21 protein-coding genes and 1 tRNA gene are annotated in these 25,774 nt (G+C 60.7%); 10 read left to right on the top strand and 12 right to left on the bottom strand.

Features of this window, described 5'->3' with window-relative positions; translation table 11 throughout:
• Nucleotides 1-907: TrpB-like pyridoxal phosphate-dependent enzyme (locus C1722_RS06375; protein WP_102379562.1), on the bottom strand; the 907-nt coding region annotated here is incomplete at its 3' end.
• Nucleotides 908-1,367: 460 nt separating this feature from the next.
• On the opposite strand from C1722_RS06375, the gene C1722_RS06380 reads away from it, so the two are divergent.
• The 6 genes from C1722_RS06380 to C1722_RS06405 all read left to right on the top strand — a co-directional run bounded on the left by C1722_RS06380 (nt 1,368) and on the right by C1722_RS06405 (nt 8,513).
• Nucleotides 1,368-1,997 carry a TetR/AcrR family transcriptional regulator gene (locus C1722_RS06380; protein ID WP_102378500.1) on the top strand — a complete coding sequence of 210 codons (630 nt, stop codon included), beginning with the start codon at nt 1,368-1,370 and terminating at the stop codon, nt 1,995-1,997.
• Nucleotides 1,994-2,542: a flavodoxin domain-containing protein gene (locus C1722_RS06385; protein WP_102378501.1), complete on the top strand. Its 549-nt coding sequence runs from the start codon at nt 1,994-1,996 to the stop codon at nt 2,540-2,542. Before C1722_RS06380 ends, C1722_RS06385 begins: the two co-directional genes overlap by 4 nt.
• Before the next feature lie 40 nt (nt 2,543-2,582).
• Nucleotides 2,583-3,074: a hypothetical protein gene (locus tag C1722_RS06390; protein WP_102378502.1), complete on the top strand. Its 492-nt coding sequence runs from the start codon at nt 2,583-2,585 to the stop codon at nt 3,072-3,074.
• 664 nt (nt 3,075-3,738) lie between these two features.
• Nucleotides 3,739-6,645, top strand: coding sequence for an insulinase family protein (locus C1722_RS06395; RefSeq protein ID WP_102378503.1), 2,907 nt, complete (start codon nt 3,739-3,741; stop codon nt 6,643-6,645).
• 131 nt (nt 6,646-6,776) lie between these two features.
• The gene (locus C1722_RS06400) at nt 6,777-7,553 is read left to right on the top strand and encodes an ABC transporter ATP-binding protein (RefSeq protein WP_102378504.1); all 777 of its coding nucleotides are present in this window, start codon (nt 6,777-6,779) and stop codon (nt 7,551-7,553) included.
• A 30-nt stretch (nt 7,554-7,583) separates the two neighbouring features.
• Complete coding sequence (locus tag C1722_RS06405; RefSeq protein ID WP_102378505.1) at nt 7,584-8,513, top strand: SufB/SufD family protein; 930 nt, start codon at nt 7,584-7,586, stop codon at nt 8,511-8,513.
• Between the two features lie 158 nt (nt 8,514-8,671).
• Here the strand turns inward: C1722_RS06405 and C1722_RS06410 are convergent, their stop codons facing one another.
• Complete coding sequence (locus C1722_RS06410; RefSeq protein ID WP_244412198.1) at nt 8,672-9,685, bottom strand: substrate-binding periplasmic protein; 1,014 nt, start codon at nt 9,683-9,685, stop codon at nt 8,672-8,674.
• Nucleotides 9,686-10,153: 468 nt separating this feature from the next.
• Here C1722_RS06410 and C1722_RS06415 point away from each other — a divergent pair, with 468 nt between their 5' ends.
• Nucleotides 10,154-10,921 (top strand): ComFC family protein, encoded by a 768-nt coding sequence (locus C1722_RS06415; RefSeq protein ID WP_102378506.1) that lies wholly within the window; start codon nt 10,154-10,156, stop codon nt 10,919-10,921.
• A 125-nt stretch (nt 10,922-11,046) separates the two neighbouring features.
• Here the strand turns inward: C1722_RS06415 and C1722_RS06420 are convergent, their stop codons facing one another.
• Nucleotides 11,047-12,369, bottom strand: a complete 1,323-nt coding sequence (locus C1722_RS06420) for a glycosyltransferase family 2 protein (RefSeq protein WP_102378507.1) — start codon at nt 12,367-12,369, stop codon at nt 11,047-11,049.
• Nucleotides 12,370-12,665: 296 nt separating this feature from the next.
• Between C1722_RS06420 and ahcY the strand changes: the two genes are divergently transcribed.
• The 3 genes from ahcY to C1722_RS06435 all read left to right on the top strand — a co-directional run bounded on the left by ahcY (nt 12,666) and on the right by C1722_RS06435 (nt 15,409).
• Nucleotides 12,666-13,925 carry an adenosylhomocysteinase gene (gene ahcY, locus C1722_RS06425; protein ID WP_102378508.1) on the top strand — a complete coding sequence of 420 codons (1,260 nt, stop codon included), beginning with the start codon at nt 12,666-12,668 and terminating at the stop codon, nt 13,923-13,925.
• Between the two features lie 137 nt (nt 13,926-14,062).
• Nucleotides 14,063-14,137, top strand: a tRNA-Thr gene (locus C1722_RS06430).
• Between the two features lie 294 nt (nt 14,138-14,431).
• Nucleotides 14,432-15,409 carry a LysR family transcriptional regulator gene (locus C1722_RS06435; RefSeq protein WP_180995065.1) on the top strand — a complete coding sequence of 326 codons (978 nt, stop codon included), beginning with the start codon at nt 14,432-14,434 and terminating at the stop codon, nt 15,407-15,409.
• Nucleotides 15,410-15,700: 291 nt separating this feature from the next.
• On the opposite strand, the gene C1722_RS06445 is transcribed toward C1722_RS06435, so the two are convergent.
• The 9 genes from C1722_RS06445 to C1722_RS06485 all read right to left on the bottom strand — a co-directional run bounded on the left by C1722_RS06445 (nt 15,701) and on the right by C1722_RS06485 (nt 25,633).
• Nucleotides 15,701-15,883, bottom strand: a complete 183-nt coding sequence (locus C1722_RS06445) for a hypothetical protein (RefSeq protein ID WP_102378511.1) — start codon at nt 15,881-15,883, stop codon at nt 15,701-15,703.
• A 105-nt stretch (nt 15,884-15,988) separates the two neighbouring features.
• Nucleotides 15,989-17,245: an MFS transporter gene (locus C1722_RS06450; RefSeq protein ID WP_102378512.1), complete on the bottom strand. Its 1,257-nt coding sequence runs from the start codon at nt 17,243-17,245 to the stop codon at nt 15,989-15,991.
• Between the two features lie 93 nt (nt 17,246-17,338).
• Nucleotides 17,339-18,568 (bottom strand): MFS transporter, encoded by a 1,230-nt coding sequence (locus tag C1722_RS06455; protein ID WP_102378513.1) that lies wholly within the window; start codon nt 18,566-18,568, stop codon nt 17,339-17,341.
• A gap of 46 nt (nt 18,569-18,614) precedes the next feature.
• The gene (locus tag C1722_RS06460; protein WP_102378514.1) at nt 18,615-18,911 is read right to left on the bottom strand and encodes a zinc-ribbon domain-containing protein; all 297 of its coding nucleotides are present in this window, start codon (nt 18,909-18,911) and stop codon (nt 18,615-18,617) included.
• An 81-nt stretch (nt 18,912-18,992) separates the two neighbouring features.
• Entirely contained in the window at nt 18,993-19,334 is a 342-nt protein-coding gene (locus tag C1722_RS06465) for an oxidoreductase (RefSeq protein WP_102378515.1), read from the bottom strand.
• 12 nt (nt 19,335-19,346) lie between these two features.
• Nucleotides 19,347-21,848, bottom strand: coding sequence for a molybdopterin-dependent oxidoreductase (locus tag C1722_RS06470; RefSeq protein WP_180995066.1), 2,502 nt, complete (start codon nt 21,846-21,848; stop codon nt 19,347-19,349).
• Nucleotides 21,849-22,082: 234 nt separating this feature from the next.
• Nucleotides 22,083-22,532, bottom strand: coding sequence for a hypothetical protein (locus C1722_RS06475; protein WP_102378517.1), 450 nt, complete (start codon nt 22,530-22,532; stop codon nt 22,083-22,085).
• A 130-nt stretch (nt 22,533-22,662) separates the two neighbouring features.
• Nucleotides 22,663-24,165 (bottom strand): MFS transporter, encoded by a 1,503-nt coding sequence (locus C1722_RS06480; protein ID WP_102378518.1) that lies wholly within the window; start codon nt 24,163-24,165, stop codon nt 22,663-22,665.
• 160 nt (nt 24,166-24,325) lie between these two features.
• A complete protein-coding gene (locus C1722_RS06485; RefSeq protein WP_102378519.1) occupies nt 24,326-25,633 on the bottom strand; it encodes a trigger factor in 1,308 nt (435 codons plus the stop codon).
• Nucleotides 25,634-25,774: the final 141 nt, after the last annotated feature.

Genomic DNA, 25,774 nt, shown 5'->3' on the forward strand with positions numbered 1-25,774 from the left:
AGCTCGCGGGCTCGACGGCGACGAAGCGCGTGTCGGGCCTGACCCCCTTGAGCTTGTCGCGCATGAACGGCGCGATAAGGCCGCCGAGGTTCGAGCCGCCGCCCGCACAGCCGATCACGATGTCGGGGTATTCGCCCAGTTCCTTAAACGCCTCGTAGGATTCGAGGCCGATGATGCTCTGGTGCAGAACCACCTGGTTGAGCACCGATCCGAGCGTGTAGCGCCCCTTGTTCTCGGGGATGTTGAGCGCTCGCTCGACCGCCTCGGAGATAGCCGTGCCGAGCGACCCGGACGAATCGGGGTGCTCCGCGAGCATTTTGCGGCCGATCTCGGTCGTGTCGGAGGGCGAGGGCGTCACGTTGGCATTGAACGTCTCCATGATGTTGCGCCGGAAGGGCTTCTGCTCGTAGGAGCACTTCACCATGAACACGTCGAGGTCGAGGCCGAAGTGGTCGGCGGCTTCGGCGAGCGCCGTGCCCCACTGCCCCGCCCCGGTCTCGGTCGTGATGCCCTCGAGCTCCTGAGCCTTGGCGTAGTAGGCCTGCGCGATGGCCGAATTGAGCTTGTGCGAGCCGCTCGTGTTGTTGCCCTCGAACTTGTAGTATATCCTCGCCGGGGTGCCCAGCGCCTGTTCGAGGTTGTATGCGCGGCACAGCGGCGAGGGTCGGTATATCTTGTACATCTCGCGTACCGGCTCGGGTATATCGAACTGCGCGGTAACGTCGTCGAGCTCCTGGGCCACGAGCTCGTCGCAGAAGACGGGTGCGATATCCTCGGGTTTGGCGACGGCCCCGTTGGGCAGACGCATCGGCTCGGGCGGCTCGGGCATGTCGGCGCGCAGGTTGTACCACTGCGTCGGGATCTGATCTTCTTTGAGGTACAGACGATGCGGTACTGCGTTTTCCATGACGGATCCTTTCCTCTTTGCTGCTTGGCTGTTGCATACCTGCGCTTCGGTTTCGCCCTTGTGCACCCGCCCGCCTGCTTTGGTCTTTCGAGTCCGGCTTCGGCTTTCGGGCAACAAAAAAGCTCCCGGATCACCGAGAGCTCTCAAATTTTGTGTAAGCGAGAACAGAAGCTGTCGATAACCCGAATTATTGCTTTCCTGTCCACCACCAAGCGCAGCTCATCGACGCGCCCTGCGCGTTTGCGATGATGCGGTTGCCGTTGATCGTGTACATGAAAACCTTTCGTTCGGGTTGGTGGCTAGTATACCCGTCTTTGCGCGATGCGCAACCCCGAATCGCGCAAAGCCGTGCAAATTCGCCGCCGCGCGACGCTTTACAAAACTAGCGACTACTAGTATTTTTACTAGCGAACGCTAGTTTATTGAACGAATCGTACGCAGTGTCAGAGAAAGGACGCCCATGCCCAAAGAACGTTCCCGCGATACGAAGGCGGCGATCCTCGACGAGGCGATGCGGCTGTTTTCCGAACAGGGGTTCCGCGCGACGACCGTACGGGACATCGCCTCGGCCGTCGGCATCAAGGACGCATCTCTTTACAACCACTACCCCAGCAAGCAGGCGATGTTCGACGCTATCGTGGAGCAGGCTCTCGATACCATGAAGGAGGGCTTTTACCGCCGCGGTGCGCTGTTTCTCACGACCGACGATGCCAGCATATACGGCGATATCCCCTTCTCCGCGCTGCGCGACAAGATCACGGGCACCTTCGAGTACCTCTTCTGCGACCCCTATGTGGTTCGGCTCCGCAAGCTCCTCGTGATCAACCAGTTCGAAAACGAGCGGGCAACCTATGTCTACCGCCTCATCTTCGCCGAGCAGCCCCTCAGGCTTCAGGAAACCGTATTCTCGCACCTGATGAAATCAGGCGAGTTCGAACAGGGCGATGCGAGCCTGTTCGCACTGGAGTTCTACGGCCCGCTGTTCCTCATGATGCATGCCGGCACTCCTTGGTCCGAAGCCCAGCCCGTTCTCGAGACGCACCTCGAATCGTTCTACCTCGCCCACGCAACCGTAAAGGAGCTCCCATGAACCCCGTCGTCGTCTACTGCTCGCAGACCGGCCACACGAAACGCTACGCCCATTGGATCGCCGACGAGCTCGGCTGCGAAGCCGTCGCATACAGCGATCGGAGCGGCCTCGATCTAACGCACGTCGATACGGTGATCTTCGGCAGTTGGTTTCACGCGGCATCCGTTCCCGGATCGAAATGGCTCAAGCAGCAGATAGCCGCCCATCCCGGTAAGCGCTTCGTGCTGTTTGCCACCGGGGCGAGCCCGATGCCCGAACAAGGAGGATCGGCCGAGGAGATCGAAGAGGCCGTCCGCCGCACGTTTCCCGAAAGCGAGTTTCCCACCCTTCCCTGGTTCTATCTGCGCGGGGGATTCGCGATGGACAAACTCGGCGCGGTCGACCGCACGATGATGAAGCTGTTCTTCAAGCGCACGGGGAAGCTCGCCGAGAGCGACCCGAAGGCGGCCGAGATGGACAAGGCCATGCGCGAGGGATTCGACGGGACCGACCGCACCCTCCTCGAACCGCTGATCGCCTGCGTCCGCAGCCTCGAAGCCCAGTAAACCGCATAACCCGAGCAAACTTCCGAGAAGCGGAGGAACCATGGAGAAAACCCGTCCGACGAAATGCGGCGAGGCGAGCATCCGCGGCAACGCTTCGCACCGCAAGCAGCCCGAAGCCGACGGCACACCGCATTCCAAAGCCGAAACGGCCGTGCGCATCATCTGCGTGCTGAACGGCCTGTGCGCCGTCGCTTTCGGGGCGATCATGATGATAGCGGCAAACGATGCGCCGATGGGCCTTTCGGAACTCGTGCCGCTTATCCAGACGATGCCGCTTCCCGCCTTTATGACCGAAAACCTCTTCTGGCCGGGGCTCGCCCTTCTGCTCGTGAACGGCGTGGCCAACCTCATCGCCACCGCACTGTTCTTCAGCCGCCTTAGCGCGGCGCGAAGATGGGCGCTCGCCGCGGGTGCCCTCCTCATCTGCTGGTGCGCGTTCGAGATGCTCTACTTCCCGAACGCCGCCTCGATCATCTACCTGATCGTCGGTCTCGCACAGACCGCGCTCTCGATCGGACTCGTGCGCCGCTGAGCCGGGGTCGATACGGCACCGGTGCGTCCTGCGACGGCTCGGCACTCCGAAGTTCCAACGGGCGCGCGGCAACGGTGGGGCAGCAACGGATCCGCCGCAATCGGGCTCAAAATGCCGGGTTGGCGAATTCAGGTAAGGAAATCCTAAATTTTTACCTGGGGTTTTAGCGCGATGCCGGTTGCTGCAGGCAGAAAATGGTGCTCGATCGTCCACCAACCCGTCATTTTGTGCCATTTCGGCACCGCCCACCGCTCACCCAGGTGGACCGCCGCCCATCTCTGCGCCGCTGCCCGGCATCCGGATACCGGGTCGCCCCGCCGTCCATCCGCGCCGACCATCCGCTGCGCGCCCGGCCAACAGACCAGCTGTCCGGCCGGTCGTCGGCAAAGCGAGCGTCGCCGAGCAGCCCGTTGCTTTGCCGCAAGCCCGACGCGAGACCAGCGCAGGCAACGTAACCGGTTTGCAACGGTTCCGATGGCGATCCGCGAACCCCGCTTCAGCGCTCCCGCATTCGCGGTATCATAGTCGGCGACACACGAACAAGCGCGTCTGGCCCGACTCGTCCGGCGAGCTCAACCGGCCCGTGATCGATATTGCGACCCCCGAGCGCAAAACGCTGCGATGGTCGATCCGCGCGCACCCGACATAAGAAAGGCGGCCTGCCTTGGCACACAGCTACAGCCTCAGCGTCGACGAAACCCTGCACGGATTCACCGTCGAGTCCGCGCAAACCCTTGAAGAGATCGACGGCAACGCCTATACGCTCCGCCATGCGAAGAGCAAAGCCAAGCTCCTCTACCTGCAAAACGACGACGAGAACAAAGCGTTCTCGATCGCGTTCAAAACTCCCCCCGCCGACAGCACCGGGGTCTTCCACATCCTCGAGCACTCGGTGCTCTGCGGATCGAGGAAGTTTCCCGTCAAAGAGCCGTTCGTCAACCTCATCAAGAGCTCGATGCAAACGTTTTTGAACGCGATGACCTTTGCCGACAAGACGATGTATCCCGTGGCAAGCACCAACGAACAGGACCTCTTGAACCTCATGGACGTTTACATGGACGCCGTGCTCCACCCCGCCATCTACGAGAAGCGCGCCATCTTCGAACAGGAGGGGTGGCACTACGAGATCGACGGAGTGGACGAGCCCCTCAAGTACAACGGCGTCGTGTACAACGAGATGAAAGGCGCGCTCTCCGACCCCGATTCGGTGCTCTACAACGCGCTTTCGGCGGCGCTCTTCCCCGACACCGCCTACGCGTACGAATCGGGCGGCGACCCCGCCGTCATCCCCGAGCTCACCTACGAGGCGTTCCTCGACGAACATGCACGCCACTACCGGCTCGACAACAGCTACATCGTGCTCTACGGCGACATGGACATCGATCGCGTGCTCGCGTTCCTCGACGAACGCTACCTCAACGAGGAGCAGCCGCCGGCAGGCGAGCCCAATCCGCTCAGTCCGCAGGCGCCCGTCACGAACCTCGGTGTGATCAAGAAGATGGAAACCGCGCCCGAAAACGCCTGCATGGGCCTCGGCTACGTCGTCGGCTCGTCAACCGATCGGCTGCGCGTTATCGCAACCGACATCCTCGCTGACGTGCTTCTGGGATCCAACGAGGCGCCGCTGAAAAAGGCCCTCCTCAAAGCCGATATCGCCGACGACGTCGACGGCTACCTCATCGACGCCCAGCTTCAGCCCGCGCTGTTCGTCATGACGAAGGGCTCGAAGCCGAACACCGCCGAGGCGTTTCGCCAGACGATCGAAGATGCCGCTCGCACGATCGTGGCAGAGGGATTCGATCGGGAGCGCATCGAAGCCTCCATGGCGCGTGCCGAGTTCATCTTGCGCGAGCGAGATTTCGGAACGGCCGACGGCGTCGTGCTCGCCATGAGCGCAATGGCGGGCTGGCTGTACGACGACTCCATGGCAACCGATTACATCCGCTTCGAAGACGCGTTCGCCGAGTTGCGCGAGCGCGCGGCGCAAGGGTACTTCGAGGACCTGCTCCGCGAGATAGTCCTCGAAAACGATCATAAAGCCCTCGCAATCGTCGAACCGGTGGAAACCCTCGACGAAAGCTGCGAGGAGGCGCGCCTGGCGGCCATCAAGGCCGATATGGACGAGGCCGACATCGCCGCCATCATGGACGAGGTCGCCCGGTTGAGGGCACTGCAGGAAGAGCCCGACTCCCCCGAAGCGCTCGCCACGCTTCCGCTGCTCACGCTCGACGATATCGCCGAAGCTCCGGCCGAACCAGCCTGGGAGCGAATCGACTCGACGCCCCTGCCCTGCCTGTACCACGAAGTGCCTACGCGCGGCATCGACTACGTGTTCGCCTATTTCGACATGAACAGGCTGGCCTTCGACGATCTGCCCTATGCGACGCTGCTCGCAATGCTCCTCGGCAAGCTCGACACAAGCGATCACTCCGCCGAAGAGCTTGACAAGCTCACGCAGACCCATCTGGGCAGCCTGCGGTTCTTCGTCGACGTGTACACGAGCGAAGAGGATCCCCGAACCATCTCTCCCAAGTTCGTCATCGCCACGAGCGCGTTGTCCGAAAACATCGAGCATGCCGTAAGCCTCACCTGCGAGATCAAGAACTCGACAGACTTCAACGATCCCGACAAGATTCGCGATATCCTCACCCAGACGCGCATTCGCATGGAGCAGGGATACGCCACATCGGGCAATTCGTCAGCGCTCCTGCGATGCTCTTCCTACGTTTCCGAAACGGCGCTTCTCCGCGAACAGCTGAGCGGCGTCGATTTCTACCGGTTCCTCAAAGGGCTGCTCGCCGACTTCGACGCATCCTTCGATGCCGTCGTCGAACGGCTCGTCGACGTGGCAGCGCGTATATTCGCACTTGACGGAACCATCGTGAGCTTCACGGGAACGCCGGATGATCGCGACCGATTCTGGGAACTCGCCGGAACCCTCGGTCTCTCCCCCGTCGAAAACACCGTTCGCCTGACCGTCCCCGAACCGCACGTAAAGAACGAGGCCTTCATCGTGCCTGCCGACGTATGCTTTGCGGCGAAGGGCTACAACGCGCAGCTTCTCGACATTCCTTACGAGGGAAGCTGGCAGGTGGCGGCCAAAGCCCTCTCGTACGACTACCTCTGGAACGAGGTGCGCGTGAAAGGCGGCGCATACGGTGCCGGATTCAGGGCGCTCAGGCAGGGATCCATGCAGTTCTACTCGTACCGCGATCCCAACCTTGACGAGACGATCGCACGCTTCGACGGCGCCGCATCCTGGCTCGCAACGTTTGATCCGGACGAAACGGAAATGCGCGGCTACATCATCAGCTCGGTGGCGGGCATGGATGCCCCGGTCAAACCGCGCAACATGGCACGGCGCCAAGACGGCGACTACTTCTGCGATCGCCCGTCGGGCTACCGCGAGAAGACGCGCGAACAGCTGCTCGCAACCGAACCCGCCGATTTGCGCGCCCACGGCGAAGAGCTCGCCCGTGTAACCGAGCGCGACGTTCGATGCGCGTTCGGCAACCGCGGCATCATCGAGGGTTCGAAGGCGGATTACGACATCGTTGACCTGCTTGGGTAAAATCCCGTGCCCGCTATGGCATTTAACGGTAGAATAATCCGATGAAACGTATTGATCGGTTTGGTGCTTGACGGTGACCGCCCATAATGTTACTTGTAGAGTATCAAATCGTACGAGAGACGGAGAATAGCATGTTAGAGATTAAGGACCTCGTGTTCGAAGTTCCCGTTTCGGAGGGATCGAGCGAGAAGAGGCGCATCATCGACAACTTGTCGCTCACCATCGATGACGACAAGTTCACCGTCATCACCGGCCCCAACGGCGGCGGCAAATCGACGCTCGCCAAGCTCATCATGGGCGTCGAAGTACCCACATCGGGCTCGATCGTGTTCGACGGAACCGACATCACCGAACTGCCCATCGACGAGCGGGCAAAGCTCGGCATCGGATACGGGTTCCAACAGCCCGCCCGCTTCAAAGGCATGAAGGTGAAGAAGCTCCTGGACATCGCGGCGGGCAAGAAGCTGCCGATGCTGTCCTGCAACGAGTACCTGTCCAAAGTCGGCCTCTGCTCGGCTAACTACCTCACCCGCGAAGTCGACAAGAACCTCTCGGGCGGCGAGGTCAAGCGCATCGAGATTGCCACGATCCTCGCCCGCGACCCGAAGCTTGCGATCTACGACGAGCCCGAAGCGGGCATCGACCTGTGGAGCTTCGACCGCCTGACCGAAACGTTCCGCGATATCCACGAGGCGCGCGACGGCCGCTCGATCGTGATCATCTCGCATCAGGAACGCATCATACAGCTTGCCGACGACATCGTCTGGCTGAAGGACGGACAGGTTGAAGCGCAAGGCCCCGCAGCGGAGCTCATCCCCAAGCTCGGCCTCATGGCGAAAAGCAATCCCGTCTGCAGCTTCACGCAACCCCCCGAGCTTCATCTGACCGAAATACCGACGACGTGCTAGAGCCGTCAGATTAATTCATAAGGAGTAATCATGGCAGTCGATTTATCCCCCATCGACGAGGGGCTGTTAGCGGAAATTGCGAATATCCACGGCATGCCGAAAGGCGCCTTCAACATCCGAAAAGACGGCGAGCTCGTCGAGCGCCACTCTTCCGCCAATATCGAGATAGCAACCAAGACCGACAACCCCGGCATCGACATCCACATCAAACCCGGCACCAAAGGCGAGACCGTGTACATCCCGGTTATCGTTACCCAGGCCGGTCTCAAAGACGTCGTGTACAACACGTTCTACATCGGCGATGATTGCGACGTCACCATCATCGCCGGCTGCGGCATCCACAACGAGAGCCACCAAGCCTCCGAGCACGACGGCATCCACAGCTTCTACTGCGGCAAGAATTCCCACGTTAAATACGTTGAGAAACACTACGGCGAAGGCAAGGGCACAGGAGACCGTATCCTCAACCCCGTGACGAACGTGTACATGGAAGACGGCTCGAGCTGCGAGATGGAGCTTACCCAGCTGCGCGGCGTCACCTCGACGGTGCGCGATACGAACGCCGAACTCGCTCGCGACACGAAGCTCGTACTGACCGAGAAGCTTTTGACCCACGACGATCAGATCGCCACGTCGAATATGAAGATCGAACTCAACGGACAGGGTTCGAGCGTGCAGGTCATCTCGCGCAGCGTCGCGCAGGACAACTCGGTGCAGGTATTCAACCCGCTCGTCATCGGCAATGCCGAAAGCCGCGGCCACGTGCAGTGCGACGCCATCATCATGGGCAAGGCCAAGGTCACGGCCATCCCCGGCATCGAGGCGGCGAGCGAAGACGCCATGCTCGTGCACGAAGCGGCCATCGGCAAGATCGCAGGCGACCAGATCACGAAGCTCATGACCCTCGGACTCAACGAGGAAGAAGCCGAGCAGGAGATCCTCGAGGACTTCCTGAGCTAGCCTTCGTCCGGCCGCACTTCGGCCAGACTGGGACGCGCACATGAAAAAGCCCGCTTGCGCGGGCTTTTCTCTTCTCTTGCGGTAAACCGTTCGATACGAACGGCGCATCCCGTACTGCGTCCCGTAGAACCAGGCGCCGTCGGGTTTCGGACAACCGGCTACGCGGAATCGCCCGTTCCCCCTGGTTGCTGGACGGCATTCGATCCCGGTTCGAGATCGGAGCCGTCACCACCCGTCCCCGACGCATCACCCGACGAGCTTTCCTGCTCGTCGGCGTTCTCCCCGGTTTGGGCGTCTTCCGCCCCGCCCGCGGCACCGGAGGTTCCCGCAGACGTTGCACCCGAGGCACCCTCGGTCATCGGCACGTTCGCCAAATTGATCGGCGTACCGAGCCATTTGCTCTCGATGAGGGAAATGATTCCGCCGCCCGTAAGGTTAGCCAGCGCATCGCTGATCGTCGTCTTGAGATCGGTGTTGGTGTCGAGCACGCCGATGCAGTACCCGCTCGGGCTCTGCATGAGCGCCACGATATGAACGTCGACGTTGGAGGTGTGGGCGGCATACGTGCCGATAACCGCATCGGCTGCAGCATACTGAGCCGTACCGGAGCTGACCGCATCGAACGCGCCCTTCAGATCGGTGGTCGCATTCAGGGCATCGTCGCCGAACTGGTTCGTTACCTCCCACGCGCTCATCGACGAGCTCTGAGCGGCGATCTTCGGAGCGGAGTCCTTGGTGGGTACAGAGGTTACCGAAGGCGATGCGAACAGCGCGACGGCGCTTTCCACATACACCTCGGAACGCCAGCAGGTAACCTGGGCGCTCGTCTTGTCTACGCCCATAACGATATCGACCTGCTTGTTGGCAAGCGCCGAATCGACATCGGTGCCCACATCGACGATCTCGAGCTTGAGACCGAGGTTGTCGGCAAGAGCGGCGGCTATGTCCACGTCGAGGCCGACGATCTTGCCCGACGCCTGTCCGGCGAACGGAGTGTTGTTCTCGGTGGTGACTCCCACGCGGAGCACTCCCGCTTCGATAATGGTATCGGGAGAAACGGTCGGGCTCTTCTCTTCAGGTGTGTAGTCCTGGGTCGCGCAACCCGCCAGCGCGAAAGCCGTGCCGAGGGCGAGCATGCACCCGAGCACGAGCGTTCCTAGACGCTTAAACACTGATATGCCTCCATCTAGTTATTGTCATGTGCGCTTCCTTCGACTGACCTAGTCTTTGCCCCCACACCCGCGTACCGGGGATGAGCTTGCACCCATGACCCTCTCGCCCGAGGCAACCGTATGCTGCGCAAATAGCGGGCGGTACGACTTACATCTAGGATGCGCCATGCTCGCTACCGAACGGCGTGCCGTCGATAACTTACGTGGATCCTTTCGACCGCATCTGCCATGGACTAGGGAATCATCCCGCAACTACAGACTCGAAAGAAGCGTAGCTGATAGTGTAGCAGAAATGAAATCGCGCTAGTAGAGCGCACCGAAAAACCGCAGCGCGCCGCTCTTCGTACCCCACCTGCCCGACAAGCCCGAACCGCGTCGAGAAGGTCGGTGCAGTCGCGTTTGATCCGCGCTCAAACCGCGCAAGGTTGCGGCACAACCCGTGCAAGGCCGTCATGCTACGCTAGCACGGTGAACCGTGCCGACGACATACCCCCATCGAACCTGGCCGCCGCTGCAGGCGCCTTCATTCTGCGCGCCGTATGCGAAACGCTCTGGCCCACCCGCTGCGCCGTGTGCGACGAACAGGGCCTTGTGCTGTGCGAGCGCTGCCGCAGAACGCTCCCTTACATCGATTTCTGGCGCACCTGCCCCCGCTGCGGCGCGCCGTTCGGATCGGTTCTCTGCACCGAATGCAACCCCGTCATGCTAGGCTCGCTCGGCCGAGCCGAATTGCCGTACCTATCGTGCGCAAGTGCGCTCGCATACGAAACCGCCGCCGCGCGTATCGTCACCGCTTACAAAGATAGGGGCGAGCAGCGGCTTGCCGAAACGATGGCCGAGCTGATGGCGCTCGCCGTCGCACCCGAATGGATCGCTCCGTACGGCAACGAGCCCGCAGTTGCGACCTTCGTTCCCGCGACGGGGGCGGCGCTCAGACGCCGCGGCTTCGACCACGCGGAGCTTCTAGCAGCAAAGACCGCCGAACGGCTGGGCATTCCCGTGCGCCCGCTGCTCGCCCGCCCGGACAGCAAAGACCAGCGCGCGCTCGGTAGAAGGGAGCGTGCCCGCAACATGGCAGGACGGTTCTCGTCCCTGCCGAACGCGCAACCCCGCGGGCGGGTCCTGCTCATCGACGATGTGTGCACAACCGGGTCCACGCTCGCCGATGCGAGCGACGCCCTGATCGCGCTCGGATGCGCCGAGATACGCTGCCTCACGTTCGCCCGCGTCTGGTAACCCTCGGGCGAACGGGCTCCCGCGAAAGCGCGCCTCACCGGACATGCATCGAACCGCAGATCCCAACGCAAACGGCGGCCATGTGGCCGCTGTTCGGATCAATCGGGTTGCCGCAGGATCGCGCGCTAGATGCTTTCGCCCTTTTTCTGGGTGTGGGCGTCGGAAAGCTCGGCCACATCCACCGAGATGCTGTGGCGGATCGGCGTCCACTGGCACTTCTTCACGAGGGCGACGAGCGCGATCGGGATGTAGGTGAGCATGAAGATCGGGAAGGTGAACATATAGCGGACCTTCTTCGCCGTCGTGGAATGAATGGAATCCCACTCGACGAACGTGGTAAGCACGCCGAACATGAACATGAACACCAGATAGTTGAACAGGCAGAAGAAGATCGACGATACCGACGAGGCGATAGCGATGCCCGTGGACATGAGCCCCGCCGCCGAAAGCGCGAGGATGATGGCGTTGAACGTGACCGCCACAATGGTGAGCAACATGCCCGGAGCGATGGTCATGAGCATATCGTAGCAGGCGAAGCGCTTGCCCTTGGGGTTGGCGACGACGCCTTTGGCAAGCCTCGCCCCGTAATGGGCGAATACCTGATAGAACCCCTTGGCCCAACGGAAGCGCTGATTCCACGAATCGCGGAACGTAATGGGCTGCTCGTCGTAGAGAATCGCGGTCGGGCAGTAGCTGATGCGAACGCCCTCGAGAATGCTCTGGGCCGAGAATTCGATGTCCTCGGTGAGCAGATGCCATTTCCAGCCGCCGTGCTTCTCGATGATGTCGGCGGCGATGAAGAAGCCCGTGCCCGAGATGGCGCAGCTCGTGTTGAGCGTCAGGCGCGCCTGCGAGAGGAACTTCGCCTCGCGCAGAAACCAGACGGCATAGCCCGCCGAAATCCAGTTGGAGTCGTAGTTCTTGGAGTTGCGGTAGCTCGTCGAGGCCTTGGCGCCCGAATCGAAGGTGGCGTTCATTTCGCGGAAGTAGTTCACGTCGAGCACGTTGTCGGCGTCGAAGACGAAGTACGCCTCGTAACCGCGGTCGGCATAACGATCGCGCACGCAGGAAAACCCGTAGTCGAGGGCGTAGCCCTTCCCCACTTCCTTGGTGTTGAAGCGCTTGAACACCGTGGCACCGGCCTCCTGCGCCACTCCCGCGGTATCGTCGTCGCAGTTGTCGGCGATAACGAAAATGTCGATGAGCTCTTGCGGGTAGTTCTGAACCTTGATGCTGTGAATGAGATCGCCGATGACCGCGCTCTCGTTGCGGGCGGAGATCATGACGGCAAACTTGTGGTTGCGTTCGGCTACATGCTTGGGAGGCTTGCGCGTCAGCACAACGAACACGTAATAGAGCTGATAGGTATAGCAGATGCTGAACGTAATGAACACGCAGAAGTTGAACACGTCGACGAACGATATCTGCGAAAAGAATTGGTCGAACACTTTTCCTAAGCTCCTTTGTTCGGCACCGTCTTCTTACGGCACCTGCCTTCCTTTGCCCGACACACGATGATCCAAGGTGCCGGTGCGCCGAGGGAGCATGTGAGGGGTGTTTAAGCTGGACAAATTATAGTCACTTCGCCCCGGAAAGTCCCCCAGATGACCTCTTCGTTACCTTTTCTTCCGATTTAACCGCACGAATCGCCCGATTCAACAGAGGTTCTGCACACCGCCTCCATAATTAGCGGACCCCGCAGACGATCCATATGCTACCCTGTTGTAGTTTTAGGAGGACAACCATGAATTACGACATCAAAGACCTATCGTTAGCCGACGCGGGACTCGAGAGGATACTCTGGGCCGACCGCGACATGCCCGTACTCGCAAGCATACGCGAGCGCTTCGAGCGCGAGCGACCGCTCGAGGGCGTGCGCATCGGCGCCTGCCTGCACGTCACGACCGAAACCGCCAACCTCGTGCGAACGCTCGCGGCCGGCGGCGCGGAGATGTATCTGTGCGCGTCGAATCCGCTCTCGACGCAGGACGACACCGCCGCCGCACTCGTCAAGCACTTCGGCGTGCCGGTTTTCGCCATCAAGGGCGAGGACACCGAGACCTACTACCGTCACGTCGACGCCATCATCGACGCAAAGCCCCAGATCACCATGGACGACGGAGCCGACGTAGTCGGCCGCATCCACGAAAGCCGCCCCGATGCGCTCGAAACCATCATCGGCGGCACCGAGGAAACCACGACCGGCGTCATCCGCCTCGAAGCAATGGCCGCCCAAGGGGCGCTCAAGTACCCCATCGTCGCCGTCAACGAGGCGAAGACCAAGCACTTCTTCGACAACCGCTACGGCACGGGCCAATCGACGCTCGACGGCATCGTCCGCTTGACGAATCGCCTGCTCGCAGGCCGTACGTTCGTTGTTTCCGGCTACGGCTGGTGCGGCAAGGGCCTTGCCATGAGGGCAAAGGGCATGGGTTGCAACGTCGTCGTGTGCGAAGTGGATCCGACCGCGGCGCTCGAAGCCCATATGGACGGCTTCCGTGTCATGCCGCGCACGGAAGCGGCGAAGATCGCCGACATCTGGGTGACGGTAACGGGCAACCTCAACGTCATCGACGAGCCGTGCTACGAGAACATGAAGGACGGGGCCATCATCGCGAACTCCGGGCACTTCAACTCAGAGATCAACATCCCCTGGCTCGAAGAGCACGCGACCGAGAAGCTTAAGCTCAAGCCGATGGTCGACGAGTACACGCTCGCCGACGGACGTACGATCGTGCTTCTGGCTGAAGGCCGCCTCGTGAACCTTTCGGGTGCCGAGGGGCACCCGGCTTCGGTCATGGACATGAGCTTCGCGAATCAGGCCCTGTGCGCCGAGTACATGCTCGCCCACGCCGAGGATCTGGAGCCCGCCTGCTACGACGTACCCGAGGATATCGACAGCGAGATCGCGAAGGTAAAGCTCGCGACGCTCGGCGTCGAGATCGACGAACTCACCGAAGAACAATTCAAGTATATGAATTCCTGGGAAATGGGCACGGTGTAAGAAGGTCGGTCTGCGAGCGGCGTGCGGCACGAGCCGTCGTACAGCCAAGAAAACGCAGCGAAAGCGGGAGCCCTCGGGTTTTCCGCTTTTTCTTTCGGCCGGTTTGTCGTACAATACGCTTTCGCGTCCTCGGACGTGCCAGTGTGGCGCAACGGTAGCGCAGCAGTTTTGTAAACTGCGGGTTGCAGGTTCGAATCCTGTCACTGGCTCCATAAACAAGCAGGCCAGCCGCATCGATGCGGCTGGCCTTTCTTCTCGCCAAAAAGGCTTCCGATGTCCGCCAAGGGCTCCCGTGCGAGGCCATTTCGCGCAAGATCGCCTCGCTCAAAATCGCGATCAGGCATTATAGGGATCGAAGATGCATTTTTATTTATAAAAACGTCGCACGGGGGGCCTTGGCGGACATCGGCCACGACGATCGGAACCGCGCTGCGGCTGGAGCCCCCGATCATTTCTGGTGTTACAATATAACGAGCAAGAGCAGCTTGAAGAACGGGGGATCTGCGTTGAAAATCGAATCTCTGTACGAGTTCATTGTCCTATCGCATTACTTGAACTTCACAACTGCGGCGAACAACCTGAACATGTCACAGCCGACCTTGAGCAAGCATATCTCCGAACTCGAGCAAGAGCTCGATGTCGACCTGATCACGCGAGGCAAGGACCTTGAAATGACGGCCGCCGGAACGGCGTTTCTCAAAGACGCCATCCAGATACACCACCTCTACAAAGACGCGGTCAAGCGCGTGCGCGAGATATCGAAGCAGAACATCGAGACGCTCACCATACAAGAGCCCTACATCGTCGATCTGATGAGCGAGATCCTCTTCAAATCGGTATCGCGTTTCAAGCTTGCCAACCCCTACGTCATGACCAAGTACTATTCGGAAAAAGGCCGGAAATCGATCGAACTGCTCGAACAGGGCACAATCGATATCGCGTTGACCATCGACTGCGTCGGTACGGAGCGCATCGAAAAGGTCAGCGAGAAAAAGGGTCTGATATTCTTCCCCGTATTGCAGGAGCCGCTGTGCGCGTGGATGCACGAAGGCCACTCCCTCGCAACGAAGGAACCACTCACGCTCGAGGATCTCGTGCACACGCCCATCAACATGACCTCGACGCGCAGCCTCGACCCCATGAGGTTCGCCATCCTCGATCTCTTCAACAAGGCGCTCGGCGTGCGACCGAACCTGCAAACGTACTCGAGCGAGACGCTCAACGAGTTCTTCATGAACACGCATGATCGAAACGCCGTGTTCCTCGTCACCTCCGCCGTTGCCGCATCTCCCCTCTTGGGCATGCAACGCAATATGATGAGCCGCCCCATCGACGACGATCGCGCGCGCATAACGTCGTATCTCGTGCTGCGCGCCGACTATCAGAAGAAATCGATCGATAAGTTCTTGGAGATGATCGAATGCGTCATCTCCACCGACATCGACCACCACGACAAAGTCTCGTATCTGAAAGAAATCGAGTAAGAAAGCCGGTTGCGCCCGGCTTCCGCCGAGCGAGCTCGAGCGCACGCGTTGCTTCGCTCAAATACGCCGACTGTCGGCATCCTTCCTTTTCGCTGCCCCGGGCGGCAACGGAAGATGCCATCCGCACTTCTCGCACACCGGATGCTCCTCGGTGAGCACTACTTTGCATTTCGGACAACGAATCTGCGCAGGCGGAAGCTTTGCGCCGCACTTCCCGCAGTTTACGCATGGGTAGCACATGGAACCGGTCCTTTCGATTCATCGGTGTCGCCTTTGCCGCATGCGACGATCCTACGCGTTGCGGCGCGTCTTCCATTCCTTCCAGGCCCGCTCGCGGTCCTCGCCCGTGATGGACTCTTTGCAGAGCGGGCACATCTTGAGGTCCAGAAGCGTACGCGTACCGCATTTCGAGCACGTCACCATTTTCGGCTTGCAGTTCTCGCACGTAGGCAGGCACAGGTAACAATCGGGCATAGATACTCCTTCCATCGCATACCGCCGAGACGGCACTCGTCGACGAACCCCATCGGCGGCTCCGCCCAAGCTGCCGGCCAGCGAGCAGACGGGGGCGCTTTATCTTCAATCGACCAATTCGTCGGGAACCACGTCGTCGAGGCGGCCCTCCTTCGCGAAAAACCGGCAGTGCACGCACTCGACGACGAACAGCGCGGCACACCCGACGCCTGCGATCGCCAAGGACACATCGGCACCCGCCCCCGGTCCGAACAGCAGGTCCTTCACGCCTTCGATAACGATGGGCGATACGGAAAAGCCGAGCGACGTCAAGGCCAGAACGAGCGAGAGAGCCATGGATACGACGTGCTGATCTACCGATTTCGACGTACTGTACAGCGTCGTCACGTACTGGATACCCGCCCCCACGCCGAATACCGTTCCCCCCACGAGCACCACCGCCATGCTCGGCGCAAACGCAACCATGAGAAAACCCGTCGCGAGCAAAGCCAGACCCGGCAAGAGCACGTACCTGCGGAACAGCTTGACGATCTGGCCGTAGAACACGCCGACCGCGAACGAGGCAATCTGAAGGATTGCCGTGATGACGGCGGTGTCCACCACATCGCCGAAACCCTTCTCGTTGATGAGCATCGCGATATTCGACTGGAAGGCGAAGTTGAAAAGGGAAACCGCACAGAAGATGAAGCATGCGTACATCAAAGCGGGAGTGAGCAGCTTCTTCACGCCGGAAGACAGATGCCTACGGTCGATCAGGCGATCCTCCAACTGGCCTTTCGGCAGCTGCGTGGCCGTAATGATCAGAACGGGGATCACCCCCACGTAGATCAGGTAGGCGAAGTTCCATTGCATGAGGGCCAAAAGGCCCACCAAAAGCGATACGACGGCAGCGCCGAGGTAGTTGAGTGCCTGTTTGAAGCCGAGCACGCGGCTTCGCTCGCTCTTGCTTTCCCAATACTGGCACACGAGCATGCTCGCCAGAGGATGCAACAGGCCCTGCCCGATGCCGATGAGCGCGCTGCTTGCGAACAGCAGGCCTATATGGGGCTCCGCGATCGCCACCGGGGCGAGACCGCCGACCAGGAGAAACGCCAAGGCGATTTCGGCGATGGTCTTCTTGTGCATGTACGACGTCAACACCCCCGCCAGCAACGTGGTGGGAATGCTGGCGAGCGAGGGGACGGCAAGGATCATCTGGATCCCCGCGCGGGGAACGTCCGGATACATCTCCCACAGCACGGCCAAGACGGAAGAAAACGCCGAGAACACGCTGTCGTATATGGCAAAAGCCCCAATAGGTATCAAGAAAAGCGCATGCTGAACCCGAAAATAGCCCGCAATGCTCCTCAGTAGCTCTTTCATTGCAGCCACCTCACTGACTAGGCAATCAAAATTGGATAATCGACTCGGCTCCCGCAAGCCGCATAAGCAAAGCGGTGCTTAGCAGGAGTGTTTTTAAGGGCGAGTCTCCCTCGTCCCGCTCGCTGTACCTCGGGAAGAGAAGGAGCCCGATCGTCTTTTCATGAACAGAAACAAAACCAGTGCGACGGAAACGAGTCCGAAGCAAACTATGTACATTGCAGCAACTCCCCAGGTCTGCATGATGAATCCCCCCGCAAACGGGCTCATGCCCATATTGATATCCGGCCCGATGTAAAACGTGTTGGACGCCCTTCCGAGCTCCTGGACCTCGGCGTTTCGCACCGCCTCGGCCTGCAGCGCCGAATACGCCGATCCCTGCCCGATGCCGACGAGTACCCCCGCAAGAGCGGCGGCGGCTACAGAATGCATAGCCACCAACACCGCACAGCCCACCAACTCGATGATCAGAACCGGCGCAATTACGATACCGAACCCCTTCGTATCGCACAAGCGCCCCGCAAGCGGGCGGGCGATGAGCGCGGACAGGGCGTACAACGTGAAGTACAGCGACACGCCCGCGATGCCCCGAGCATCCCCAACGGCGAGCAGCAGCGATACGTTGATGCCGTGGGGCACCCCGGACAGAGCGGCCATCACCGAATAGGGAATAGCCGGAACATACACGAAGTCGCGCAATCGAAACACGTGCGCGCCGACGCGCTTCCCCTGCTCCCGCATCGCCCGATGGTTCGTGCGAATGTCGCGCGGCAGTTTGAACAGCACCGCAAGCACAAGACCGACGGCGAACAGCACGCCCGCTATCATGAAGCAGTCGAAGTACCCGACACGTGCCCCGATACCCGCAGCCACCGAGGGCGCGATGGCGCACGACGCCGTAGTGACGACGCCGACCCAGCCGACGGCTCGGCCGAGGAAGTCGTGCGATACCACCACGGTGACCAGCGAAACGACCACGGCTGATCGAAGGGCGAAGGCGACGCCCTGCAGAACGCGGAACAGGCCGATCCACCATACATCCGGCGCGAACGCGCACCCGAAGGAGGCGGCGGTAAACAGCGCCGCGGCCAGCACGAGCAAGGTAGTCTTGCTCAACCGGTCGGCGATCCATCCCGTAAACGGGCGCATCACCAGCGCCGAGGTTGCGACGAGACCCGCCACGAATCCCGCCGCGGCCAGCGATGCGCCCAGAAAAACCACGTAACTGGAGATGATCGGGTTCATCATATAGGTCGCAAATTGGAACACCGCTTCGATGAGCAGCAGATGCACGAATCGGATGTTCCACAGTTTGCCGGGATGCATGGTTGACGCCACCTCGCCTACGACCGCACCGAATGTTTCCGCAACGCTATTCCGAAGGGATCTTGGGAGCCGCGGGGGCACCCGGAGCCTTCGGGGCACCGGGCATCGCAGCGCTCGGGGCGGCGGGTGCGGGGGCCGCTCCCGCGACAGCGGAAAGATCGATTCCGCATTCGGAGCACTCCGTCGCACCCGCGATGTTCATCTCGCCGCAGTGCGGGCACTTGATGCGATCCTCGGGAAGTTCGACGCCGCATTTCACGCATTTCTCCGCCACAGCGGGATTGATCATGCCGCATGCGGGACACGTCTTCGGCGTCGATGCAGCTGCTGGTCTAAAACACATGGCAGTCCTTCTTTCTCTCGAACATGCGAGACTCGGCCGATGCCGGAGCAACGGATAGCCCGCCGCCCCGGCAAACCGACCCTAGGGAATAAGAAGCGTGGTCCTGCGATCGCGCTCGGCCATCTTGGCCGCCAGATCCTCGACCGGTCCGTACTCGATGGCGCTCGCCAGGCAGTGGAGCTGGCAAGCCGGGATCTCGCCTGCGGCTACGCGGTCGGCGCACAGGTCGCAGTACGACGTGATGAGCGGGTAGTACGTATGCTCCCACGTACCCTCCTCCATCAGCTCCCAAGGGCCCATGACGAGCATCTTGATGCCGAATTGGCCGATGGGGTAATCGTGTTCGTTCTTGCATGACACCTCGCACGAATGGCAGCCGGTGCACCAGTAGTTGTCGATGAGCAAGCCGTATTTCTGAGCCATGATTCCAGCCTCCTATTCGGCCATGAGATTCTGCAGGGCGGGATCGTTCTTGATGGAGCCGGGGAAGTTCTGAAGGCTCGGAAGGTCTTGCGGTGCGTGCTCGACAAGCGGCACGTGATCGGCCTTGCTGAGCCTGCCGATCATGCACTTCATAGGCGCGCCGAAGCCGTAGTGTCCGACGAGGTTGTTGGGGATGAGCTCGTTGATGTTCGACTTCCACACGCCGCCGATGTTCGGCTCGCTCATGTCCTCCTCGGGATACCACCAACCATGGTCGGCCATGACCACGTTCGGCTTGATGATGGGCGTGATCTTGGCCTTCTCGTAGCATTTGCCCCAGGGGTTCTCGATGCACACCCATTCGCCTTCGGTTACGCCGATCTCTTCGGCGAGATCGGGATGCATGGCCACGACCGGATACGGCTTGATCTCGCGCAGCATCTTGGATTGGCGGTGCTCCGAATGGAACGACGCCCAGTTGCGCGCACCCGTGGTGATGGTGATGGGGTACTCGTCTTTCCAGTTGGGATGCTCGTTCGTGTAATCGGCCATGAAGCGGGAAGCGGCGCAGGAATGCAGGTCGTCTGCGTCGTCTTTCCAGTACTCGCTGAAGATCGGCTCCTCGTAGTAGGGAAGCGGATCGCCGCCGCACGCGGCGAACATGAGGCTGAACAGCTCGACCTTGCCCGTCGTGGTGTTGAAGCCGGGCTGCCCGTCGGGGCGCAGCATGCCGCGCTCGTACTTGCGGTATTCGGTCTTGCGGCATACCTGCACGTGCTCTTTGAGGTATTCCCAATCGTGATCGAACCCGACCACCTTGGTGAGGTCCTCGGAGATGTAGCGCTCGATGCTTTCGACCTTGCTTTCGCCGTCCACGTAGAAGTTGTCGCGGAACGCCGGACGTTGAGCCAGGTCGTGAACGATCTCGAACTCGCTCTTGCAATCGCCCACCGGCTCGACCGCCTTCACCATGGCGGCCACGGGACCGGGATGCTCGCCCATGAGCTGCGTGATGTAGCCGTCGTGCTCGAGCCAGGTTGCCAGAGGCAGGAACAGATCGCAGCACGAGGCGATGGTGGGATTCATGAAGATGTCCTGAGCCACCACGAAATCCATCCGCTTGAGCGCCTTGTGCCAACGGCTGGGCTGGGCGGTGTTGGTGGGTGCGACCGGATTGGTGTGCAGGATCCAGCAGAAGCGCACCGGATACGGCTCGTCGGTCTCGAGCGTGGGCAAGAACTCGTCGGGCACCGCTTTGCCGAGCAGAAGCTTGTAGATGGGATACACGTCGAGGCCGACGGTGCTGTCGCGCTGCTCCTGGGTTACCGGGTTGGGAGGCACGGTCTCGCGCTTCTTGCTGCCCGCCACGCCGTCGACGTTGTCGAACTGGTTTCCGCCGAAGTCGAGCGTAATGTTCCATCCGATGTTCGTGCCGCCGGGGATGTCGAGGTTGCCCGTGATGGCCACGAGCGCATACAGGCAGTGAACGCTCTGCACGCCGTTGGGGTTCTGGTCGTTGGCAAGCCCCATGTTGAGCCCCCACGGCTTCTCGGCCAGGCAGCGCGCAACCGCGCGGATGGTCTCGGCCGGAACCTCGGTCACCTCGGCCGCCCACTCCACCGTGTGCTCCATGACGCGCTCTTTGAACTCGTCGAAGCCGTAGCACCACTTCTCGACAAACTCGTGGTCGTAGAGATCCTCATCGATGAGCACCCGCAGAAGACCGAAGGCGAGCGCCGTATCGGTGTTCGGGCGCAGCTGCATGTAGTACAGCGCACGGGTCGACAGCCAGTTCACACGCGGATCGACGTTGATGAGCTTGGTGCCCCGCTTCAGAAGCTCGATGATGGAATGACCCCAGGTGCCGTCGGGGTTGGACCGCAGCGAGTCGCGGCCCCAGTTGAGCAGGTACTTCGGCTGCACGTACTCGGGATCGTCGTAGCGCCCGGGCAGACCGTTGGCGAAGTCGTACTCGATGTAGCCCGCACCGCCGATCATGGAGCACACCGTGTCGCGCGGAGCCATGCAGGAAAAGCCCGTCTGGGTATAGCACTGGTTCGTGGTCACGCAGATGCGGGCGGAGGTGTTCGTCATGTAGCGTCCCGCTTCGCGTCCGGTGCCGGTCAGCACCGTCAGGCTGTTCGGACCGTACTTCTCCTTGCATTTGTTGATCTCTTCCTCGATCTTATCGTAGGCCCAATCCCACGAAACGACCTTCCAAGCATCGGCGTTTCCGCGGTCTTTGGGGTCGCGGTACATCGGATGCACGATGCGGTCGGGATGGTAGATCAGATCGAGCACGCGCAGGCAGCGTACGCACAGGCGGCCCTTCGTGGTGGGATGATCGGGATCGCCCTCGATTTTTACGCACTTGCCGTCTTTCACGTAGGCAAGCACGCCGCACCCCATGCCGTGGCAGCCCGGAGGCGACCAGGGGGATGTACGGTGAACCTCGGTGCCGTCCTCGAGCACGCGCACCCGCGGAGCGGCATGTTCATCAATGTAAGTAGCCAACTCTGATACCTTCTTTCTGGTTTCTCGTCGTATTCGCATCGCCCCGAAAGACGACGCCCCTCGCCGAACACTCAGGCGGAGGCCTGAACTTTGCGCGCCTTCTGCGAAAGCGCTGCGTACTCCAATGCCCGCGCATGCAACCCCCTTACCCCGATCGTTGGATCCGCCCCTCGTCCGGTACATGCCGCCTTGGCTGAACACGCACGCAAACGGTCGACGGCAGGTTTCAGATCATCAGAAAACGCCCATAGCAAACAGCAACAACATGATGCCGACGACCGACACCGAGCAGCCGAGCAGGTGCATGAACGCAAACCGCTGCTCCCCCGACGTCACGTACATGGTCGGTTGCGCGGGATTGACGTATATGCAATAGGTCTTGCCATCGAGGAACGGTACGGCGAGCCGCCCGCGCCCCAGATAGAGATGGAAGAACACGTTCGCGCTCTTACCCTGGTAAGATCGGCCCTCGAATTCGTAGCGAAATTCGGGTACGGCAAGGACGAAAAAACCCGATAGCCTGTTCGACTCCGATTGGTCCCCCGTTTCCTTGCCGATATAGCGCGCAGGGGTCGCCTCCTGGCAAAAGTCGGTTTTCTTGGTAGCCACAACGTCCACGAACAAGATCGCACAACCCGCGAAGGTGACGATTACGGCGATTGCAAGGAGTATGGTGTCCATCATTTCGACCTGCTCTCATTCATCGATTGCCGCTGCAAACCGGATGCATCTTCGAATCGTCGGAAAACTCCCGGCCGCCCGATCCGAATCCGGCAAAAAGGCGCTCAGCCGGATTCGGAAGTCGGGCACGAAGCTATTTGGCGTTGCGCTCAGCCAACGCCTCTTCCGCTTCTTTCATCTGAGCGGAGGTCAGACGATGCAGGAAGAAGAAGACGATGAAGCAAACGATCATGGCGATGGCCGGAACCATGAAGGTCATGAACGTGATGCCCTGGACCATGGCCTCGGATACCACTTCGACCGAAGCGCTGTATCCGATCGATGCCAGGCCGAAGCCGATGATGGCGCCCTGGAACATCTTGCCGATGTTCGGGCACCACTGGATCGTGCCCATGATGAACGCCTTGGCGCTTTCGCCCTTCTTGTACTCCTGGTAGGTGATGGCGTTGGCCATGCAGGAGAACTCGACGGCCATCATCATGTTGCCGCCGAAGAAGCTGACGACGATCGCAATCGTGAAGATCAACGTCGACGATGCGGCGCCGAAGTAGCCGAACACCATCGAAACGATGACGATGGCGATGCCGGTGAGGTACGTGATGCGGTTGCCGAGCTTGCGGGCTATCGCCTCGCCGCAGAACGTGCCGACCAGGCCCGCTGCGTTCGCAAGCGTAAGGCATCCGGCGTAGAGCATGGGCTGGTCGAACACCACGGTACAGTAGTACACGGCCATAGCGCCGAGCAGCATCGACCAGATGGCGCGACCGACTTCGCCGATGAACAGGCCCAATGCGGGAAGGTTCGTGAAAAAGTACTTGAGGCACTTCCAGATGGACACCTTCTCGATGTCGCTCTTGACCTCCTCGGTTTTCTCCCCGGCCTTCTTCGCCTCGTAGCGGCGCCGGCAGTACTCCTCGGTCGGATCCATGCCCTTGAACATCTTGAACAGGTAGACGTACGCGAGCACGAAAACGATGCCCCAGATGAAAGCCGTGATGGTGTAACCGATAACCGTATCGGGGCGGGTGTTTGAGGCAACGTCGCCGCCGGCGAAGAAGATGATCATGGGCAGCGAAACCGCGGCGAACAGAAGCTTGATGATCAGGTTGCCCTGAGCTTTACGGGCGGACATCAGCGCACGGTCGGCCTCGGTCCTCGACGCGACCGTAATCATCGACGTCGCGGATATCATGAACAGGTTGATGAAGAACTGGCCGATAATGTAGCAGCCGCCGATCAATACGGCTTGGGCCACACTGCCGGTCTCGACACCGATCCAGGTCCAATCGGTCCAAGCGCCCATGATGAATATCAGAGCGCACACAGGTGCGAACAGCATGTAGGAGCGGTATTGGCCCCAGCGCAGCCACACGCGCTCGATGATGACGGCGGCAATGAACACGATGATCCATGCCATGAAACTCGATATGGTGGTCATGGTGCCCATCAGCGCAGGATCCATGCCCACCGCGTTCGTAAGGAAGTAATTCCAATACGAACTCAGCATTTGATTCCACCCGGAGAAGAACATCATGCCGAGGCCATACATGAGTCCCATTTTCTGGGATATGGCGTTCGTGATCTTCCCCACAGCACCCCCCTGAGGCTCGGGAGCGGAAATCGTCGTATCGGTCATGTTTTAACCCCTTTTCCTCCTCGCACGCAAAGGTGCGATGCCTTCGATGTCAACTGCATCCTTTATGCGCACAGTCCCCGTAGCGCAAACCACCTCCCGTTTTGATGCCGAGATGTCCAGCGCCTCGGATGCGGCGCCTCGAACAAAACGCGACATCGGATCAGTTTTCGACAATCATTGTTTCCATCAGCCAGGACAAGGCTTTCTTGCGGCGAATGCTCTCGCCGAGCGACGCCCTGAAACCGCGCCGCTCGAATTCCTCGTCTGACAGTTTGGCTAGAGCCTGGGGAAGATCCGCTTTCGCTGCGGCGATCTCATCGCTCGTCTCCTCGATTCCCCGCTCGCGCGCCAACGCGTCGAGCGCCAGATTCTGACGGAGCGTCTCGGCCGCCTGCATGAACACGTGCATGGCGAACGCGTCTTTCGTGGTGCCGTGCTCGTCGCAGTATTCCTCGAGCGTCATGCCCTTGGCATCGATCGAATCGAGCGTCGATGCCATCAGCGAATCCTTCGCTTCCTGGTACATCTCGTCAGGAATAGTGCCGACGAGCCTCTTCTCGAGAGCCGACCGAACCCGAAGCACGAGCTCCTGCCGCTCGACTTTCCCCCTTTGCTGTTCCAGATCGGCACGAATATGGGAGCGGAAGCCCTCGAGATCGCCGAACTGGGGCAGCACGCGCTCGACCCACTCGTCGTCGACGACGGGAACGACCCGTTGCTGCACTTCGTACAGCCGAACCGAAGCCTCGTAGCGATCGCGTCCCCCGTCGGTGCTGCCGTCGGCCACGTCGAACGCGAATGCGCGCTCTTCGCCAACGGCCATACCGCAGACGTTGTCGACGAATCCCCGAGGTAGGAGCCCTTCGGAGATCTCAACGCGACGCCTCAAGCCCGAAAGGCTTTTGCAGGGCTCGCCGTTCTTCAGCATGTCGACGTCCATGAGCGCGAAATCGCCCTTGCGAACGTCCTCGTGATCGGCGCGCTGGAATTCGGCGCATTGCTGCGCGGAATAGGCTATCTGGGCATCGATGTCGCTCTCTTCTACCGCAACGACGGGGCGTTGTATCCTAACGGGCCCCGCATCGAGAAGCGAGAGTTCGGGTCGGGGGGTGAGATTGGCCGCGAAGGAAAAGGGGTGGCCGAAGGCGGGCGGCTCATCGGCATGAACGCCCGGTGCGAGCACGGTATCGATGCCGAGCTCGCGTACCGCTTCGGTCGTGAGTCGATTGAGAAGAAAGTCCCTGCTTGCGGCCCGAACCTCCTCGGCTCCGAGCGCCTCTTCGAGACTCGACGCCAAAGAGGTACGATCTTTTGCCATCGCGTCGATCCCCCTGATGCGCGCCATCAAACGGTAGAATTCATCGAGCAGTTCGTCGACCCGCGAGGCTTCGACTTCGATTGCTACCTCTATGCGCTGGCCGCCGTCCTTCTCCTCGGCAGCGAGCTTGGTAAACCCAGCTTGAACCATGATGACATCTCCCCTATCGATCCTCGCTCAACGCCCCGCGCGGCCGCACGCCCCTATGCGCACGGCCGATCCCGCCCATGTGCTACTTGGCGCCGGGAGCCTTCGGTGCGCCGGGCGCCGCAGGTGCGCCGGGCGCTTTCG

The organism is Raoultibacter timonensis (assembly GCF_900240215.1).
In the GTDB taxonomy this organism is placed as follows: domain Bacteria; phylum Actinomycetota; class Coriobacteriia; order Coriobacteriales; family Eggerthellaceae; genus Raoultibacter; species Raoultibacter timonensis.

Excerpts from the sequence above, each read along its gene's own strand:
- ahcY (WP_102378508.1), top strand. The coding sequence starts at position 12,666 with ATGAATTACGACATCAAAGACCTATCGTTAGCCGACGCGGGACTCGAG.
- C1722_RS06450 (WP_102378512.1), bottom strand. The coding sequence starts at position 17,245 with ATGAAAGAGCTACTGAGGAGCATTGCGGGCTATTTTCGGGTTCAGCAT.
- C1722_RS06380 (WP_102378500.1), top strand. The coding sequence starts at position 1,368 with ATGCCCAAAGAACGTTCCCGCGATACGAAGGCGGCGATCCTCGACGAG.
- C1722_RS06485 (WP_102378519.1), bottom strand. The coding sequence starts at position 25,633 with ATGGTTCAAGCTGGGTTTACCAAGCTCGCTGCCGAGGAGAAGGACGGC.
- C1722_RS06405 (WP_102378505.1), top strand. The coding sequence starts at position 7,584 with ATGGCAGTCGATTTATCCCCCATCGACGAGGGGCTGTTAGCGGAAATT.
- C1722_RS06465 (WP_102378515.1), bottom strand. The coding sequence starts at position 19,334 with ATGGCTCAGAAATACGGCTTGCTCATCGACAACTACTGGTGCACCGGC.
- C1722_RS06460 (WP_102378514.1), bottom strand. The coding sequence starts at position 18,911 with ATGTGTTTTAGACCAGCAGCTGCATCGACGCCGAAGACGTGTCCCGCA.
- C1722_RS06480 (WP_102378518.1), bottom strand. The coding sequence starts at position 24,165 with ATGACCGATACGACGATTTCCGCTCCCGAGCCTCAGGGGGGTGCTGTG.
- C1722_RS06385 (WP_102378501.1), top strand. The coding sequence starts at position 1,994 with ATGAACCCCGTCGTCGTCTACTGCTCGCAGACCGGCCACACGAAACGC.
- C1722_RS06390 (WP_102378502.1), top strand. The coding sequence starts at position 2,583 with ATGGAGAAAACCCGTCCGACGAAATGCGGCGAGGCGAGCATCCGCGGC.
- C1722_RS06475 (WP_102378517.1), bottom strand. The coding sequence starts at position 22,532 with ATGATGGACACCATACTCCTTGCAATCGCCGTAATCGTCACCTTCGCG.
- C1722_RS06445 (WP_102378511.1), bottom strand. The coding sequence starts at position 15,883 with ATGCCCGATTGTTACCTGTGCCTGCCTACGTGCGAGAACTGCAAGCCG.
- C1722_RS06400 (WP_102378504.1), top strand. The coding sequence starts at position 6,777 with ATGTTAGAGATTAAGGACCTCGTGTTCGAAGTTCCCGTTTCGGAGGGA.
- C1722_RS06455 (WP_102378513.1), bottom strand. The coding sequence starts at position 18,568 with ATGCATCCCGGCAAACTGTGGAACATCCGATTCGTGCATCTGCTGCTC.